10 protein-coding genes are annotated in these 14,768 nt (G+C 60.1%); 5 read left to right on the top strand and 5 right to left on the bottom strand.

All coding sequences use genetic code 11. From position 1 onward, the window contains the following. Positions 1 to 14: 14 nt before the first annotated feature. The 4 genes from TRL7639_RS07180 to mraZ are packed head-to-tail and all read right to left on the bottom strand — an operon-like array spanning position 15 to position 3,646. Positions 15 to 1,802, bottom strand: coding sequence for a peptidoglycan D,D-transpeptidase FtsI family protein (locus tag TRL7639_RS07180; RefSeq protein WP_085795051.1), 1,788 nt, complete (start codon positions 1,800 to 1,802; stop codon positions 15 to 17). Then, positions 1,799 to 2,149: a cell division protein FtsL gene (gene ftsL, locus TRL7639_RS07175; RefSeq protein ID WP_085795050.1), complete on the bottom strand. Its 351-nt coding sequence runs from the start codon at positions 2,147 to 2,149 to the stop codon at positions 1,799 to 1,801. Before ftsL ends, TRL7639_RS07180 begins: the two co-directional genes overlap by 4 nt. Beyond that, positions 2,146 to 3,138, bottom strand: a complete 993-nt coding sequence (rsmH, locus tag TRL7639_RS07170; RefSeq protein WP_085796297.1) for a 16S rRNA (cytosine(1402)-N(4))-methyltransferase RsmH — start codon at positions 3,136 to 3,138, stop codon at positions 2,146 to 2,148. Before rsmH ends, ftsL begins: the two co-directional genes overlap by 4 nt. Before the next feature lie 4 nt (positions 3,139 to 3,142). Then, positions 3,143 to 3,646 carry a division/cell wall cluster transcriptional repressor MraZ gene (gene mraZ / locus TRL7639_RS07165; protein ID WP_085795049.1) on the bottom strand — a complete coding sequence of 168 codons (504 nt, stop codon included), beginning with the start codon at positions 3,644 to 3,646 and terminating at the stop codon, positions 3,143 to 3,145. A gap of 956 nt (positions 3,647 to 4,602) precedes the next feature. On the opposite strand from mraZ, the gene TRL7639_RS07155 reads away from it, so the two are divergent. Continuing rightward, positions 4,603 to 4,827, top strand: a complete 225-nt coding sequence (locus tag TRL7639_RS07155) for a DUF1127 domain-containing protein (protein ID WP_085795047.1) — start codon at positions 4,603 to 4,605, stop codon at positions 4,825 to 4,827. A gap of 483 nt (positions 4,828 to 5,310) precedes the next feature. Further along, the gene (locus TRL7639_RS07150) at positions 5,311 to 5,601 is read left to right on the top strand and encodes a DUF1330 domain-containing protein (protein ID WP_085795046.1); all 291 of its coding nucleotides are present in this window, start codon (positions 5,311 to 5,313) and stop codon (positions 5,599 to 5,601) included. Here the strand turns inward: TRL7639_RS07150 and TRL7639_RS07145 are convergent. Further along, positions 5,598 to 8,018 carry an ATP-dependent helicase gene (locus TRL7639_RS07145; protein WP_085795045.1) on the bottom strand — a complete coding sequence of 807 codons (2,421 nt, stop codon included), beginning with the start codon at positions 8,016 to 8,018 and terminating at the stop codon, positions 5,598 to 5,600. The two genes, TRL7639_RS07150 and TRL7639_RS07145, sit on opposite strands and share 4 nt — an antisense overlap. Positions 8,019 to 8,207: 189 nt before the next feature. Between TRL7639_RS07145 and TRL7639_RS07140 the strand changes: the two genes are divergently transcribed. The 3 genes from TRL7639_RS07140 (at position 8,208) to TRL7639_RS07130 (ending at position 14,755) form a co-directional block, all read left to right on the top strand. Beyond that, the gene (locus tag TRL7639_RS07140; protein ID WP_085795044.1) at positions 8,208 to 9,977 is read left to right on the top strand and encodes a sensor domain-containing diguanylate cyclase; all 1,770 of its coding nucleotides are present in this window, start codon (positions 8,208 to 8,210) and stop codon (positions 9,975 to 9,977) included. Between the two features lie 44 nt (positions 9,978 to 10,021). Continuing rightward, the gene (locus TRL7639_RS07135; RefSeq protein ID WP_085795043.1) at positions 10,022 to 11,179 is read left to right on the top strand and encodes an alpha-hydroxy acid oxidase; all 1,158 of its coding nucleotides are present in this window, start codon (positions 10,022 to 10,024) and stop codon (positions 11,177 to 11,179) included. Positions 11,180 to 11,317: 138 nt separating this feature from the next. Beyond that, complete coding sequence (locus TRL7639_RS07130; protein ID WP_085795042.1) at positions 11,318 to 14,755, top strand: pyruvate carboxylase; 3,438 nt, start codon at positions 11,318 to 11,320, stop codon at positions 14,753 to 14,755. The last annotated feature ends 13 nt before the right edge of the window (positions 14,756 to 14,768 follow it).

Below are 14,768 nucleotides of genomic sequence, written 5' to 3'. Positions count from 1 at the left end.
CCCCGCCTAAATGGTTAATTCGAGGTCAGCGTTATACCAGCGGTTTCGCCGGGCTCAACCTGTGGCCTGAGCCCCAACAGCGGCGCGACGCGGCCAATCATCTCGGCTGCCACGGGAACAGCTGTCCAACCGGCGGTGCGGCGCTTTTCGCCATAGGCCAGGATTGACGGCTCATCGAGCGTCACCACCAGCACATATTTCGGGTCGTGTGCCGGGAAAAGCGTGGCAAAGGTGGCGATCACCTTGTCCTCATAATACCCGCCGCGCGGTTTGGGTTTGTCGGCAGTGCCGGTTTTGCCCGCCACCGCGTAGCCCGGGACCTCACCAAAGCTGGCAGTTCCGCTGGTCACAACTTTGCGCAACATCTTGCGCGCTTGGCGTGCCGCTGTAGGCGACATCACGCGCGGGCCGTATTGCGGGCCGTTCTGGCGCAGTACAGTTGGGCTGACATAATGGCCACCATTGGCAATCGCAGCATAGCTTGCCGCCAGATGCATCGGACTGGTCGACAGCCCGTGACCGTAGGAGATCGTGACCGAGCTCAACTCGCCCCATTTCTTTGGCAACAGCGGCTGGCCGCCCTTGGCCTCGACAATTTCGAACGGCGTCGGATCAAACAGCCCAAGCGCGTTCAGGAACTCTTGCTGTCGTTTCGGTCCGATCTGCATTGCCAGCCGACCGGTCCCCCGGTTCGAGCTTTTGACAATGATGTCGGCAACACTGATCTTGCCATAGTTCTTGTTGCGGAATTCCCCGATACGGAAGCCGCCCACTTTCATCGGGCCCGAGGTGTCGATGATGGTTTCCGAGTTCACCAGCCCCAGATCCACCGCCTGTGCTGCTGCAAAGATCTTGTAGACCGAGCCCAATTCATACACGCCCTGCACTGCTCGGTTGAACAGCGGGCTGTCCGAGGGGTCGAACCCGCTGGTGGGTGGGCGCGGGCGGTCGTTGGGGTCAAATGCAGGCAGCGAGGCAACCGAAATCACCTCGCCCGTGTGGACATCCATCAAGACAGATGACGCGCCTTTGGCATTCATGATCTTCATGCCGCCTAACAAAACACGTTCAGCTGCGGCCTGTACGGTCAGGTCCAGCGAGAGTTTCAGTGGTTTGGCACCATTGGCCGGATCGCGCAGATAGCCATCGAACTGCTTTTCGACACCTGCAACACCAATCACCTCGGCGGCGTTTACGCCTTCCTTGCCAAAACCCGCTCCGCCCAACACATGGGCGGCCAGCATGCCGTTTGGATAAAGCCGCATTTCCCGCGGGCCAAAGAGCAGACCGGGATCGCCGATGTCATGCACCGCCTGTTTTTGCTCCGGCGAGATGCGTTTCTTGATCCAGATGAACTTGCGCTTGCCGGTGAAGTCCCGGACCAGGCGCTCTTTGTCCAGATCCGGAAAAACCTGCGCCAACCCGTCTGCTGCGGCGATCGGATCCACCATCAAGGGCGGCTGTGCGTACAGCGAATGGGTTTCAAAGTTCGTCGCCAGAATGCGGCCTTCACGGTCGACGATGTCGGCACGTTGGGTGGCGATGTTGGCTCCTGTGGCACTGGCCAACGGTTCTTGCGCCTCGGAAGTCGCAAGCAACCCCATGCGCGCGCCGACAACCGAGAAAGCGCAGAAGAAAAAGACACCCAGGATCAGCAACCGCCCCTCGGCCCGAGCCCGGGCGCGGTCCTGCATCTCTTCGTGACGCTGGCGGATGTTTTCACGCTCGATAGCGTCTGGATTTTCACCCTTGCTGCGCGCATCCAGGATACGGGCCAGCGGACGCAGGGGGATACGGCTCATGGGAACTGCTCCCCGTTCAGGGTCGACACATCAACCGCGTTGGTGATCGGCGGCAGCGGTTTCGGGGGATAAGCCACTTCATCCACGCGGCCAAACTGATCAGGGCGCAGGGGCAACAAGCCCAGGCGATCAAAATTCAGGTCTGCCAGTTCGCGCAAGCGGTCCGGACGGTTGAGGTAGGCCCATTCGGCCCGCAGAACGCTCAGCCGGATCTGCGCGGCACCAATCTCGCGTTGCAAACGCTGGGTGTCTTTCAACACCTGCTGCGTCTTGTAGTTCTCCTGATAGGCCCAGAGGGCAAGGCCAAAGACAGCCAGGGCGGTCAGCACATAGATGACGCTTCTCATCGTTTCCCGCCTTTCAACATCGGCATCCCGATGCTCTTGCCATCGACTGCGCCCGCGGGCGCGTCCGTGCGAATGGCCACACGCAGCTTGGCAGAGCGTGACCTTGGATTTTCTTCCAGCTCTTGATCGTCTGGCCCAACGGCCTTGCGCGTCTTGATGGTGAACTGTGGCGCGTCCTGAGCGATCTCGGGCGCATAGCGGTTGGCACGCCCGGTCTTGCCTGCGCGCGCCTGTAAGAACCGTTTGACCATCCGGTCTTCGACGGAATGAAAGGTGACCACAGCCAATTGCCCGCCAGGCTTCAAGGCGCGCTCGGCTGCCATGAGACCGCGAAACAGCTCGCCATATTCGTCATTCACCGCGATCCGCAGCGCCTGAAAACTGCGCGTGGCGGGGTGCGATTGCCCCGGCTTGGGGCGCGGCAGGCAGGATTCGATGATCTTTGCCAGATGCAGGGTTGTTGTGATCGCCCCTACGGTCCGCTCTCGGACGATGGCCTTGGCGATCCGGCGGCTGGCGCGCTCTTCACCATAGTGAAACAGGATGTCGGCGATGTCTTCTTCGCTGGCTTCATTCACCAGATCAGCGGCCGATGGGCCATCCTGCGACATGCGCATGTCCAGCGGGCCATCCTTCATGAAGGAAAAGCCACGTTCGGCCAGATCAAGCTGCATAGACGACACGCCAAGATCCAGCACAACGCCGTCCAGATCGCTGGCATATTCATCCATGCGCGAGAACACACCGGCCTGCATCACCAGCCGGTCGCCATAGTCGCCTGCCCAATCGGCGGCCATCTCGAACGCCAGCGGGTCGCGATCAACGCCAATGACCGTGTCCGCGCCTGCGGCCAGCAAACCACGGGTATACCCCCCCGCCCCAAAGGTACCATCCAACCACCGCCCCGAAACAGGGGATATGGCCGCCAGCAAAGGACGCAACAATACAGGGATGTGAGGGTCTTGGTCGGGGTTGGCCGCAGCAGCCATGCCGTTACGCGCCCCCCGCGCCATCAAGGAAGGCCATCGGATCGAAATCGCCGGGCAATTCGTCGAGCCATTCTTCGGCCTTGGCCAGCTCTTCTGTCTCGTATGTCTCGGGCTTCCAGATCTGGAAGGTATCACCAGCAGCGATAAAGAACGCCTCTTTTTCAAGGTCGATCTTGTTGCGCAGCTTGGCGGGCAGCACCAGACGGCCGGTTTCATCCACGGCTGTGGGAAACGACTGACCGTGGAACATGCGTTGCAGCATCTTGCGCTCCATCGAACCACGCGGCAGCGCGTCAATCTTGGCGTCGACCTCGTCGATCGCCTGCATCGTGTAGCATTCCAGGAATTTGCGGCGGTGGTCACCATAGACAATTACAAGCTCGGGCTGATCGCCCGACTGCCAGTTCGGATCGCCAGCCTCTAGAACACGGCGAAACGAGGCAGGAATCGACACCCTGCCTTTCGTATCCACCTTATTCTGGCTCTCGCCTCTGAACCTGCGCGCCAAAACGACTGTCCCTTTCGCTATGCGCCAACTTGTTTTTCGCCCCCAGAAAGTAGAAACGGCGGGTTGATCTGCTGCCACTGATCAACCCGCCGCCTGATCCCGCTTTGCGGGGATGTCCGACTGCGCGCGCCACCTGGGGGGATGTCTGCTCGCTCGCGCGCCGGATCTCTTGGTTCTGATGAAAGCGAAGCGCCTGTATGAAACCTGCTTATTGTTGGTTCGGGGTCGTTTGGTGCCCCTTGCTGTCTCGTTCTCATCCGATGAACAAGGGATGCCATGGGAATTCATGGAAATCAATAGGAAATTTTGGAGAGATTCGCGAAACTGAGAAAAATCACGAACAGAGTCAATCCCCTGAACCGCTCCTTATCCACAGGATATGGGACTTTACCAACAGAAACCACTACATGTTGGGGAGAAAAAGCCCCCCAAAAAACTCCCATCTTTTCCCAATATTTTTTCAGAAATCCATTTTTCGAGCGCAAATTAACCACTTCCTGGGTCAACTCCTCCGGTAACGGTCCACGGTTTTCAGCTCTGGCGGCACCATCGCTCAGTGGATCCCATGGTTTCCCATACTTCCCATCCCGTCCCATTGCGCGCACGTGCTTGCATCTGCGCACGCGAAAGCAGCCCCGCTGCGGTCGACTCGGGGCGCCCAGACCCCCCGGTGCGTTTTTTCAAGGGCGCAACTTGCATCACGTGGCGTAAAAAAAGGGCGCTCGATCATAAGTGACAAATAAATACCGTTGAAAGAGAACGTATCAGGCACACTCAAAGCCCAATAAAATATGCGCTATTCGCAAACGCCGTGATTTCAGGGGATAATCTATGCAATTGCTGCATAGCAGCATTGATACTGCAAGCTATTGTGCAGGCGCAGCATTTGCCTATTTTCAGTCTCAAGCAAACGCCGCACCGACGCGGCAGAGACGATACGACGATAGGTAAAGATCATGGCTGTCACCAGCGACTACACCGCCGCAAAAGGCGCAACATTCTCCGGCTTCTCCTCGCTGATCGAGGCCGCAAAAACCCGCTACATCCGCAACCGGATGTATCGTCAGACCGTAAATGAGCTGAGCGCCCTGTCGGCGCGTGAGCTGGCCGATCTGGGCCTGCACCGTTCGATGATCAAGCGCGTGGCGCAGCAGGCTTCGGCCGAATACACCGCACGTTAAGCGGAACAAGATACTGAATTCAGGCTCCTCTCCTCCTCCCTGGGGTCTGAGTTAAGCGGCGGCCTCCTCCTCCTCCCTGATGTCGCCGCACCAAATACCGGCCTTGAACGCCGGAACGCAGATACATCCGGGTCTCTCCTCCTCCCTGACCTTGGATGTTGAAAGCGCGCGGTGGCTTCCTCCTCCTCCCTGAAGTCGCCGCGACCTCATACCGGCCTTGGACGCCGGAACGCGGATACATCCGGGTCTCTCCTCCTCCCTGACCCTGGATGTTGAAAGCGAGCGGCGGCTTCCTCCTCCTCCCTGAAGCCGCCGCGACCTCATACCGGGCTCAAACCCGGGTTCGAATACATCGGGGCTCTCCTCCTCCCTGTCTCGATGTTGTCATGAACGGCGGTTCCCCTCCTCCTCCCTGGGAACCGCCGTTTTTTGTTTTTGAGCAAGAGTGGTAGACTGGCGGCATCAATAGCCAGGGAGTTCAAGATGCCCGCCTATTTCTTCGCACAGCTGAACATCCACGACCCCGAAGGGTACCAGGAGTACTTAAAGGGGTTCATGCCGATCTTTGAGCGACACCAGGGGCGCCTGCTCACGGTCTCATCCAAAACCGTCGACTGTGTCGAAGGGGAATGGCCCGAGGGCGGTGTGGTGTTGATGGAGTTTCCAGACCTAGAAACCGCCTATGCGTGGAAGGACGACCCCGAATATGTCGAGCTTGCGCGCATTCGGCACGCAACGGTTTCAACCAACGCGATCATCGTGGATGGGCTTTAGAACGGCACGTCGTCGCTGGCGGACAGGAACTTGGCCACGACCTTTTTTGTGCCCGCCTTTTCAAACTCGATCTCAAGCTTGTCGCCTTCGATCCCGATCACCGCCCCATAGCCAAACTTCTGATGAAACACGCGCTCGCCAAGCGTGAAGCTGGACACGGCGTTCAGATCAATCACCGTGTTACGGCTTTCCTTGGGCTGAGACAAGCCGCGTTGCCCCTGACGGGCCTGAAGGCGCTTCCAGCCGGGAGAGTTATAGACATTCGCCTCGGCCGCTCGGGTTTCGATCCCCTGCGAGCTGACACCGCCCGCGCCACCACCGTATAGACCGGATGGCGTCAGGACATCGACGTGATTTTCGGGCAGTTCATCGACAAATCGCGACGGCATGGAATTCTGCCACTGCCCGAACACCCGCCGGTTGGCCGCAAAGGATATGGTGCACAGCTCTTCGGCGCGGGTGATACCCACGTAGGCCAGGCGGCGCTCCTCTTCCAGGCCCTTGAGACCGGATTCGTCCATCGAGCGTTGCGAGGGGAACAGGCCATCCTCCCACCCAGGCAGAAAGACGGCGGGGAATTCCAGTCCCTTGGCCGCGTGCAAGGTCATGATCGACACTTTGGCGCCGTCCGATTCCTGTTCGTTGTCCATTACCAGGCTGACATGTTCCAGGAACCCTTGCAGATTCTCGAAGTTGTCCAACTGGTTCACCAATTCCTTGAGGTTTTCCAGCCGCCCCGGTGCTTCGGGCGTTTTGGTGTTCTGCCACATGGTGGTGTAGCCGGATTCGTCCAGAATGATCTGGGCCAGCTCGATGTGGCTGACTTCGGGCTGGCCAAACGCCAACTGCGGCTCGCCCCCGTCGTCGATCACCTCATCGTCGTTGGCCTCGACCACAGGTCCGCGCGTCATGGCGCGCCAACGGGCCAGATCTTCGACCAATTTGCGCAACGCGCCGGCGCCCTTGCCCTTGATCAACCCTTGATCCAGCGCGATTCGCGCCCCTTCGACCAAGGACACACCGCTTGAGCGCGCCGCGATCTGGATGGTTTGCTGCGCCTTGTCGCCAAGGCCGCGCTTGGGCGTGTTGACGATGCGCTCGAACGCCAGATCGTCCTCGGGGCTGGTCACAAGCCGGAAGTACGCCATGGCATCGCGAATCTCCAACCGCTCATAAAAGCGCGGGCCACCGATGACCTTGTACGGCAGACCAATGGTCAGAAACCGATCTTCGAACGCCCGCATCTGGTGCGAGGCACGCACGAGAATCGCAATGTCATCCAGGCTGAAGGGACGCATGCCCCGAGTGCCGCCCTGCACGGCGTCAATCTCTTCGCCGATCCAGCGAGCTTCCTCCTCGCCATCCCAGTGGCCGATCAGGCGAACTTTTTCGCCCTCTTCCGCATTGGTCCACAATTCCTTGCCCAAACGATCGGCATTGCCCCGGATCACATTCGAGGCAGCGGCCAGGATATGCGGGGTCGAACGATAGTTCTGTTCCAGCCGCACCACATGGGCGCCCGGGAAGTCCTTTTCAAAGCGCAGAATGTTGCCCACCTCGGCCCCGCGCCAGCCATAGATCGACTGGTCATCATCGCCAACGCAGCAGATGTTCTTGTGCACGCCCGCCAGCAGCCGCAGCCACAGATACTGGGCCACGTTGGTATCCTGATATTCGTCCACCATGATGTAGCGGAACCAGCGCTGGTACTGCTCGAGCACATCCGGATGCGCCTGAAAGATTGTGACGACATGCAGCAGTAGATCGCCGAAATCGACCGCATTGAGCTCCTTCAGGCGGGTTTGGTATTGCGCGTATAATTCCACGCCCTTGTTATTGTAGGCCCCCGCATCAGCGGCGGGCACCTTGCCCGGGGTCAGCGCGCGGTTCTTCCACCCGTCGATCACATTCAACAGCAGCCGCGCGGGCCAACGTTTGTCGTCAATCCCCGCAGCCTGCACCAACTGCTTGATCAGGCGCAGCTGATCGTCGGTGTCCAGAATCGTGAAGTTCGACTTTAGCCCCGCAAGCTCGGCATGGCGGCGCAGCAGCTTGACGCAGATCGAATGAAACGTGCCCAGCCAAGGCATCCCTTCGGCCGGTTGCCCCAGCATACGGCCCACGCGGTTCTTCATCTCGCGCGCGGCCTTGTTGGTGAAAGTCACGGCCAAGATCTCATTCGGGCGCGCTTTGTGGGTGTTGAGCAGATGCACAATGCGCGTGGTCAGCGCCTTGGTCTTGCCCGTACCGGCCCCGGCCAGCATCAGCACCGGCCCATCCAGCATCTCGACCGCTTCGCGCTGTGCGGGGTTGAGGTCGTCCAGATACGGCATCGGCCGCGCGGCCATGGCGCGCGCGGACAAAGAAGGCTGCTGTGCGGCGCCTTCAAAGGCGTCCATTTCGTCGAAACTGCTCATACCTGCAAAGTAATTCGGAATTTACCAGAGGGAAAGGGTTTGTTCACGACATGTTCGCAATTTAGGTGCAATTTATGCCGAATTTGCACGAAGCCGTGTTCCTGTGTGAACCCCCTACCGCGCCCTTGTTAACCTCATATCAATCTCTGTTTCACAATTTACGGGGCGGAAATACGGGAGCGCGGAAAGATGACGACGGAATACAAGGCTTCGGCTGTTCAGCGGCTGAAGTTGGCCAGCGCGGTTGTTTTGCTGATAGCAATGGTCGTGACCGCCGCATGGGGCGTTCATACTTTACCGACCCCGATCGTCGACGGCATGCTTGAAGCAGACATTCGAAAACAATCGGAAATGTGGAAACGCCGGGTGCTGCTGCACATGGAAGACGCTGAAACCACATTTGAAACCGGTGTGATGGATGCCCACGACCGTGAGTTCCTGGAGCTTATGCCCGAAGCATCAGATGTTTACCGGTTCAAACTGTTTCATGCCGACGGCACAGTCTTTTGGTCGACACGTGCCTCGGATATCGGCACGAAAAGCACCAAGCCATATTTCACAACCAGCGTTGCCAACGGTGAAGTCTATTACAAACACGAGGAAAAGCCTGCCTCGGAAATCGACGATATTGTCCTGCATTCTGCGCAACTGGACATGGACAAACCCCACCATGTGGCCGAGATTTATACGCCCGTGATGCGCAACAGTTCATTCCTGGGCGCCATCGAATTCTATACAGACATCACCGAGTTACGCGACATCTTCATCATGCGGGTTCGCGTCCTGCTGGGCATCTTGTGCGGCATTGCCCTGATGGCGCTGCTGATCGTGTCCGTCGTGCTGTATCGCAGCAGCCGGCGCCAGCTCAACTCATTGCGCATCCGCTCGCAGAATGAACGCGACCTGATGGACGAGCAGCTGCGCCTGGCACGTGAAGTTCGACTGCTGGGTGAGTTGAACGAATGGCTGCAATCCAGCCGCTCTTTGGATGAGCTGTTCGACATGGTGGCCAAGTTCATGACCCATATCTTGCCCGACGCCGAGGGGAGTGTTTATGTCTACTCCAACTCACGCGACGTGCTGGACGGCAGCGCCAGTTGGAACGGCGGCACACACAAGGATCACATTCATCCCGATGGGTGCTGGGGCCTGCGCCGAGGGCGTACTTATGAATATGGCGCGACCGAGGTGGACTTTGTCTGCGAGCATGCTGAACCGCACGACGGCCGCCCCTATTTCTGCTTCCCGATCCTGGCACATGGGGAAACCGTTGGCCTTATGCATTTGCGGGCTCAGCACGATTGCGAGAAAAGCTTCGGGCAGAACAAGAAGCTGGCACAGATGTGCGCTGAGCAGATCAGCATGGCCATTGCCAACGTGCGCATGCGCGATCAGCTGCATGATCAATCCGTGCGGGATCCTCTCACCGGGTTGTTCAACCGCCGCCACATGACCGACCAGCTGCGCAAGTTGATCTCGCGCAGCCAGGCCAGCGGGGCGCCCGTCAGCCTGATCGCCGTGGACGTAGATCACTTCAAGAAGTTCAACGACAACCACGGTCACGACGCTGGTGACATGGTGTTGCGGGCCGTGGGCTCTGTCTTGCAGCAATCTTGCGACGGGGACGAGATTGCCTGCCGCATGGGCGGCGAAGAGTTCACGCTGATCCTGCCGGACAGCTCGCCGACCGAGGTGATGACGCGGGCCGAAAAGCTGCGTAAATCGGTTGAGGATATTGCCGTCCGCTATGGCGAGAAGACACTGCCGCGGATCACCATTTCGCTTGGCCTGGCGCATTATCCGACCCATGGCACCATGCCCCAGGATCTGATGCGGGCGGCAGATGATGCCCTGTATGATGCCAAGGCCAAAGGGCGTAACCAGGTTTGTATCGCAACCTTGCCGCATGAGGCGGCAAAGACCGCCGCGCAGACACCGCCCACACTGGCGGCCGAATAAGCCGCGCCCCTTGCAGAATCACAGTCCACGTCGGATCAATCGGCATGGATCTGCACAGCACCTATCCCGGCGTCATGGACCTGAAATGGCGCGCCGAGCGCAGGCTTCCCAAGTTTGTTTGGGAATACCTGGACAGCGGCACGGGGGTCGAAGCCACCAAAGCCCGCAACCGAAAGGCGCTCGACCGGATCGGGTTTGATCCTTCGATCCTGCATGGCGCCATGGAGTGTGACCTGTCGACCCGCCTGCTGGGGCAGGATTTCGACCTGCCCTTTGGCGTCGCCCCGATCGGCATGTCCGGCCTGATCTGGCCCGGGGCCGAACCGCTGCTGGCGCGGGCCGCCGCCCAGGCCAGGGTGCCCTATACGCTGTCGACCGTGGCCAGCCGCAGCCCCGAAGAGCTGGCGCCACACCTTGGGACACATTCCTGGTTCCAGCTGTATCCGCCCAAGAACCCCGAAATCCGCCAAGATGTCTTGAACCGGGCCCGCAATGCAGGGTTTTCCACGCTGGTGCTGACCGTGGACATACCGGTCGCCTCGCGCCGCGAGCGTCAGACACGCTCGGGGCTGACACAGCCCCCCAGGCTGTCTCCGCGCCTGCTGGCTCAGATCGCACGGCGTCCTGCCTGGGCCATGGGCATGATGCAAGAAGTGATCCGTGATGGCATGCCGCGCATGCGCACGCTGGACAAATACGTCACCAAACAGCTGAACCTGCCCCCAACTGCGCACATCGGATACCTGCTGCGCACCTCGCCCGACATGGACTATGTCAAATGGCTGCGCGATCATTGGGACGGACCATTCATCATCAAAGGCGTGATGCGCGCCGAGGATGCCGAGCCTCTGGAGCGTGCAGGCATCGACGCCTTGTGGGTGTCAAATCATGCGGGCCGCCAGTTTGACGGGGCCCCCGCCTCGATCGAAGCTCTGCCTGCGATCCGGGCCGCGACACAGCTGCCGCTCATCTTCGACAGTGGTGTCGAGAGCGGATTGGACATCCTGCGCGCCATCGCCTCGGGCGCCGATTTCGTGATGCTGGGGCGGGCTGTTCATTTTGCACTTGCAGCACTTGGAGCTCGGGGACCTGCGCATTTGATCGACGTGCTAAAACAGGACCTGATCGCCAACATGGGCCAGATCGGCGCCGCTTCGCTTGCCGCGCTTCCCCCGATCCGGCCCCTACCAGACCTGACCTGAACACGACCTCAAACACTGCACTGCAGAAAAAACGGCGTTTGCGAGCGATAACATGCCGGTTCTACCCAGAACTACCAATATACGTGTGCTTATTGTCCGCCTAAAACCCACGCCCAACAAAGAGAGCCGGGACCTGCCATGACAGACTTCAAGAAAATCCTCATCGCCAACCGCGGAGAGATCGCGATCCGCGTGATGCGGGCCGCCAATGAGATGGGCAAGAAGACGGTTGCCGTCTTTGCCGAAGAGGACAAGCTGGGCTTGCATCGGTTCAAGGCGGATGAGGCCTATCGCATTGGCGAAGGGATGGGGCCGGTTGCCGCCTACCTGAGCATCGACGAGATCATTCGCGTTGCCAAGGAAAGCGGGGCGGATGCGATCCACCCCGGCTATGGCCTGCTGTCGGAAAACCCGGACTTCGTGGATGCCTGCACCCAGAACGGCATCACCTTCATCGGCCCCAAGGCCGAGACCATGCGCGCGCTCGGCGACAAGGCCAGCGCCCGTCGCGTCGCCATCGAGGCCGGTGTTCCGGTCATCCCGGCGACCGAGGTTCTGGGCGATGACATGGATGCGATCCGGGCCGAGGCAGCCGAGGTCGGCTATCCGCTGATGCTCAAGGCCTCCTGGGGCGGCGGCGGTCGCGGCATGCGTCCGATCCACGGGCCGGAAGAGTTGGAAGAAAAAGTGCTCGAAGGGCGCCGCGAGGCAGAGGCCGCATTCGGCAACGGCGAGGGGTATCTGGAAAAGATGATCACCCGCGCCCGCCACGTCGAGGTGCAGATCCTGGGCGACAAGCATGGCGAGATTTATCACCTCTACGAGCGTGACTGCTCGGTCCAGCGCCGCAACCAGAAGGTGGTTGAACGCGCCCCGGCCCCGTATCTGACCGAAGAGCAGCGTGCCGAGATCTGCGAATTGGGCCGCAAGATATGTGCTCATGTGAATTATGAATGCGCGGGCACTGTAGAATTCCTGATGGATATGGCCTCGGGTAAGTTTTACTTCATCGAGGTGAACCCCCGCGTACAGGTCGAACACACCGTCACCGAAGAAGTGACCGGCATCGACATCGTGCAGGCGCAAATCCTGATCGCCGAGGGCAAGCCCCTGGCCGAGGCCACCGGCAAGTCCGCGCAGGATGACGTTCAGTTGAACGGCCACGCCTTGCAGACCCGTGTGACCACCGAAGATCCGCTCAACAACTTCATCCCCGACTATGGCCGCATCACCGCCTATCGCTCGGCCACTGGCATGGGCATCCGGTTGGATGGCGGCACGGCCTATGCTGGGGGCGTGATCACGCGGTATTACGACTCGCTGCTGACCAAGGTCACTGCCTGGGCCCCGACGCCCGAAAAGGCGATTGCCCGGATGGACCGTGCGCTGCGTGAATTCCGTGTGCGCGGTGTCAGCACCAACATCGCCTTTGTTGAAAACCTGCTGAAGCACCCGACCTTCCTGTCGAATGAATACACCACCAAGTTCATCGACGAGACACCGGATCTGTTTGATTTCAAACGTCGCCGCGACCGGGGCACCAAGGTGCTGACCTATATCGCCGACATCACGGTGAACGGACACCCCGAGACCAAGGATCGCCCACTGCCCGCCGCCGATTTGAAGATCCCGCGCGCGCCGGAACGCCGGGCCGAGCCGATGATGGGCACCCGCAACCTGCTGGAGCAAAAGGGCCCGCAGGCGGTGGCCGACTGGATGAAAGCGCAGCGTCAGCTGCTGATCACCGACACGACGATGCGCGACGGGCATCAGTCGCTGCTGGCAACGCGCATGCGGTCGATCGACATGGTTCGTGTGGCGCCGACCTATGCATCGAACCTGCCGCAGCTCTTCTCGGTCGAATGCTGGGGCGGCGCGACCTTTGATGTGGCGTACCGGTTCTTGCAAGAGTGCCCCTGGCAGCGTCTGCGCGACCTGCGCGAGGCGATGCCGAACCTGATGACGCAGATGCTGCTGCGTGGGTCGAACGGGGTCGGCTACACCAATTACCCCGACAACGTGGTCCAAGCCTTTGTGAAAGAAGCCGCCAAGAACATCGACGTCTTCCGCGTCTTCGACAGCCTGAACTGGGTCGAAAACATGCGCGTGGCGATGGACGCGGTGATCGAGCAGAACAAGATCTGCGAAGGCACCGTCTGCTACACCGGCGACATCCTGAACCCCGAGCGGTCCAAGTACGACCTGAAATACTATGTCGCCATGGGCAAGGAACTGCGCGATGCAGGGGCGCATGTGCTGGGTCTGAAGGACATGGCAGGCCTTTTGAAACCCGCCGCTGCCCGCGTGCTCATCAAGGCGCTGAAAGAGGAAGTTGGGCTGCCCATTCACTTCCACACCCACGACACGGCGGGCATCGCCTCCGCAACCATCCTGGCTGCCGCAGAAGCAGGCGTGGATGCGGTCGATTGCGCGATGGACAGCTTCTCGGGCAACACCAGCCAGGCGACGCTGGGATCGGTGGTCGAGGCGCTGCGCAACACCGATCGCGACACCGGGCTGGACATCAAGGCGATCCGCGAGATCAGCGATTACTTTGAAGCCGTGCGCGGTCAGTATGCTGCATTCGAGTCGGGCCTGCAGGCGCCCGCCTCCGAGGTTTATCTGCACGAGATGCCTGGCGGTCAGTTCACCAACCTAAAGGCTCAGGCGCGCTCGCTGGGGCTGGAAGAGCGCTGGCATGAGGTGGCGCAGATGTATGCCGACGTGAACCAGATGTTCGGCGACATCGTCAAGGTGACACCCTCGTCGAAGGTCGTGGGCGACATGGCGCTGATGATGGTGAGCCAGGGGCTGAGCCGCGACGACGTCGAAAACCCCGGCACCGATGTGGCCTTCCCGGATTCGGTGATCGACATGATGCGCGGCAACCTGGGTCAACCGCCCGGCGGCTTCCCCGACGCCATCGTGGGCAAGGCTCTGAAGGGCGAGGCGCCCAACACCGAGCGTCCGGGCAAACACCTGGAGCCCGTCGACCTGGATGCGCTGCGCGCCCAGATCTCGAAAGAGCTGGAAGGCAAAGCGGTCGATGACGAGGATCTGAACGGATATCTTATGTATCCCAAGGTCTTCATGGACTACATGGGCCGTCATCGCACCTATGGCCCGGTCCGCGCCCTGCCGACCAAAACCTTCTTTTACGGCATGGAGCCTGGTGAAGAGATCACGGCGGAAATCGATCCGGGCAAGACGCTGGAAATTCGTCTGCAAGCCATCGGCGAGACCGACGAAAACGGCGAAGTAAAAGTGTTCTTTGAACTCAACGGCCAGCCCCGCTTGATCCGGGTGCCGAACCGATTGGTCAAATCCTCGACCATCCAGCGACCCAAGGCCGAAATTGGCAATGCCGACCACATCGGCGCGCCAATGCCGGGTGTTGTGGCAAGCGTTGCGGTGCAGGCAGGCCAGCAGGTGAACGAAGGCGATCTGCTGCTGACCATCGAAGCGATGAAGATGGAAACAGGCATCCACGCCGAGCGGTCCGCCACCGTCAAAGCGCTGCATGTCACTGCGGGCGGTCAGATCGACGCCAAGGACCTACTCATCGAACTGGAATAATCCAGACTGGTTT

This window comes from Falsiruegeria litorea R37, from assembly GCF_900172225.1.
GTDB lineage: Bacteria > Pseudomonadota > Alphaproteobacteria > Rhodobacterales > Rhodobacteraceae > Falsiruegeria > Falsiruegeria litorea.
The sequence above is the reverse complement of the archived record's forward strand: the minus strand, read 5'-3'. Positions and strand labels throughout refer to the sequence as shown.

Bases quoted from the DNA above. Each gene is read 5' to 3' on its own strand.
- TRL7639_RS07180 (WP_085795051.1), bottom strand. From the start codon at position 1,802: ATGAGCCGTATCCCCCTGCGTCCGCTGGCCCGTATCCTGGATGCGCGC.
- ftsL (WP_085795050.1), bottom strand. From the start codon at position 2,149: ATGAGAAGCGTCATCTATGTGCTGACCGCCCTGGCTGTCTTTGGCCTT.
- rsmH (WP_085796297.1), bottom strand. From the start codon at position 3,138: ATGGCTGCTGCGGCCAACCCCGACCAAGACCCTCACATCCCTGTATTG.
- TRL7639_RS07155 (WP_085795047.1), top strand. From the start codon at position 4,603: ATGGCTGTCACCAGCGACTACACCGCCGCAAAAGGCGCAACATTCTCC.
- TRL7639_RS07150 (WP_085795046.1), top strand. From the start codon at position 5,311: ATGCCCGCCTATTTCTTCGCACAGCTGAACATCCACGACCCCGAAGGG.
- TRL7639_RS07145 (WP_085795045.1), bottom strand. From the start codon at position 8,018: ATGAGCAGTTTCGACGAAATGGACGCCTTTGAAGGCGCCGCACAGCAG.
- TRL7639_RS07140 (WP_085795044.1), top strand. From the start codon at position 8,208: ATGACGACGGAATACAAGGCTTCGGCTGTTCAGCGGCTGAAGTTGGCC.
- TRL7639_RS07135 (WP_085795043.1), top strand. From the start codon at position 10,022: ATGGATCTGCACAGCACCTATCCCGGCGTCATGGACCTGAAATGGCGC.
- TRL7639_RS07130 (WP_085795042.1), top strand. From the start codon at position 11,318: ATGACAGACTTCAAGAAAATCCTCATCGCCAACCGCGGAGAGATCGCG.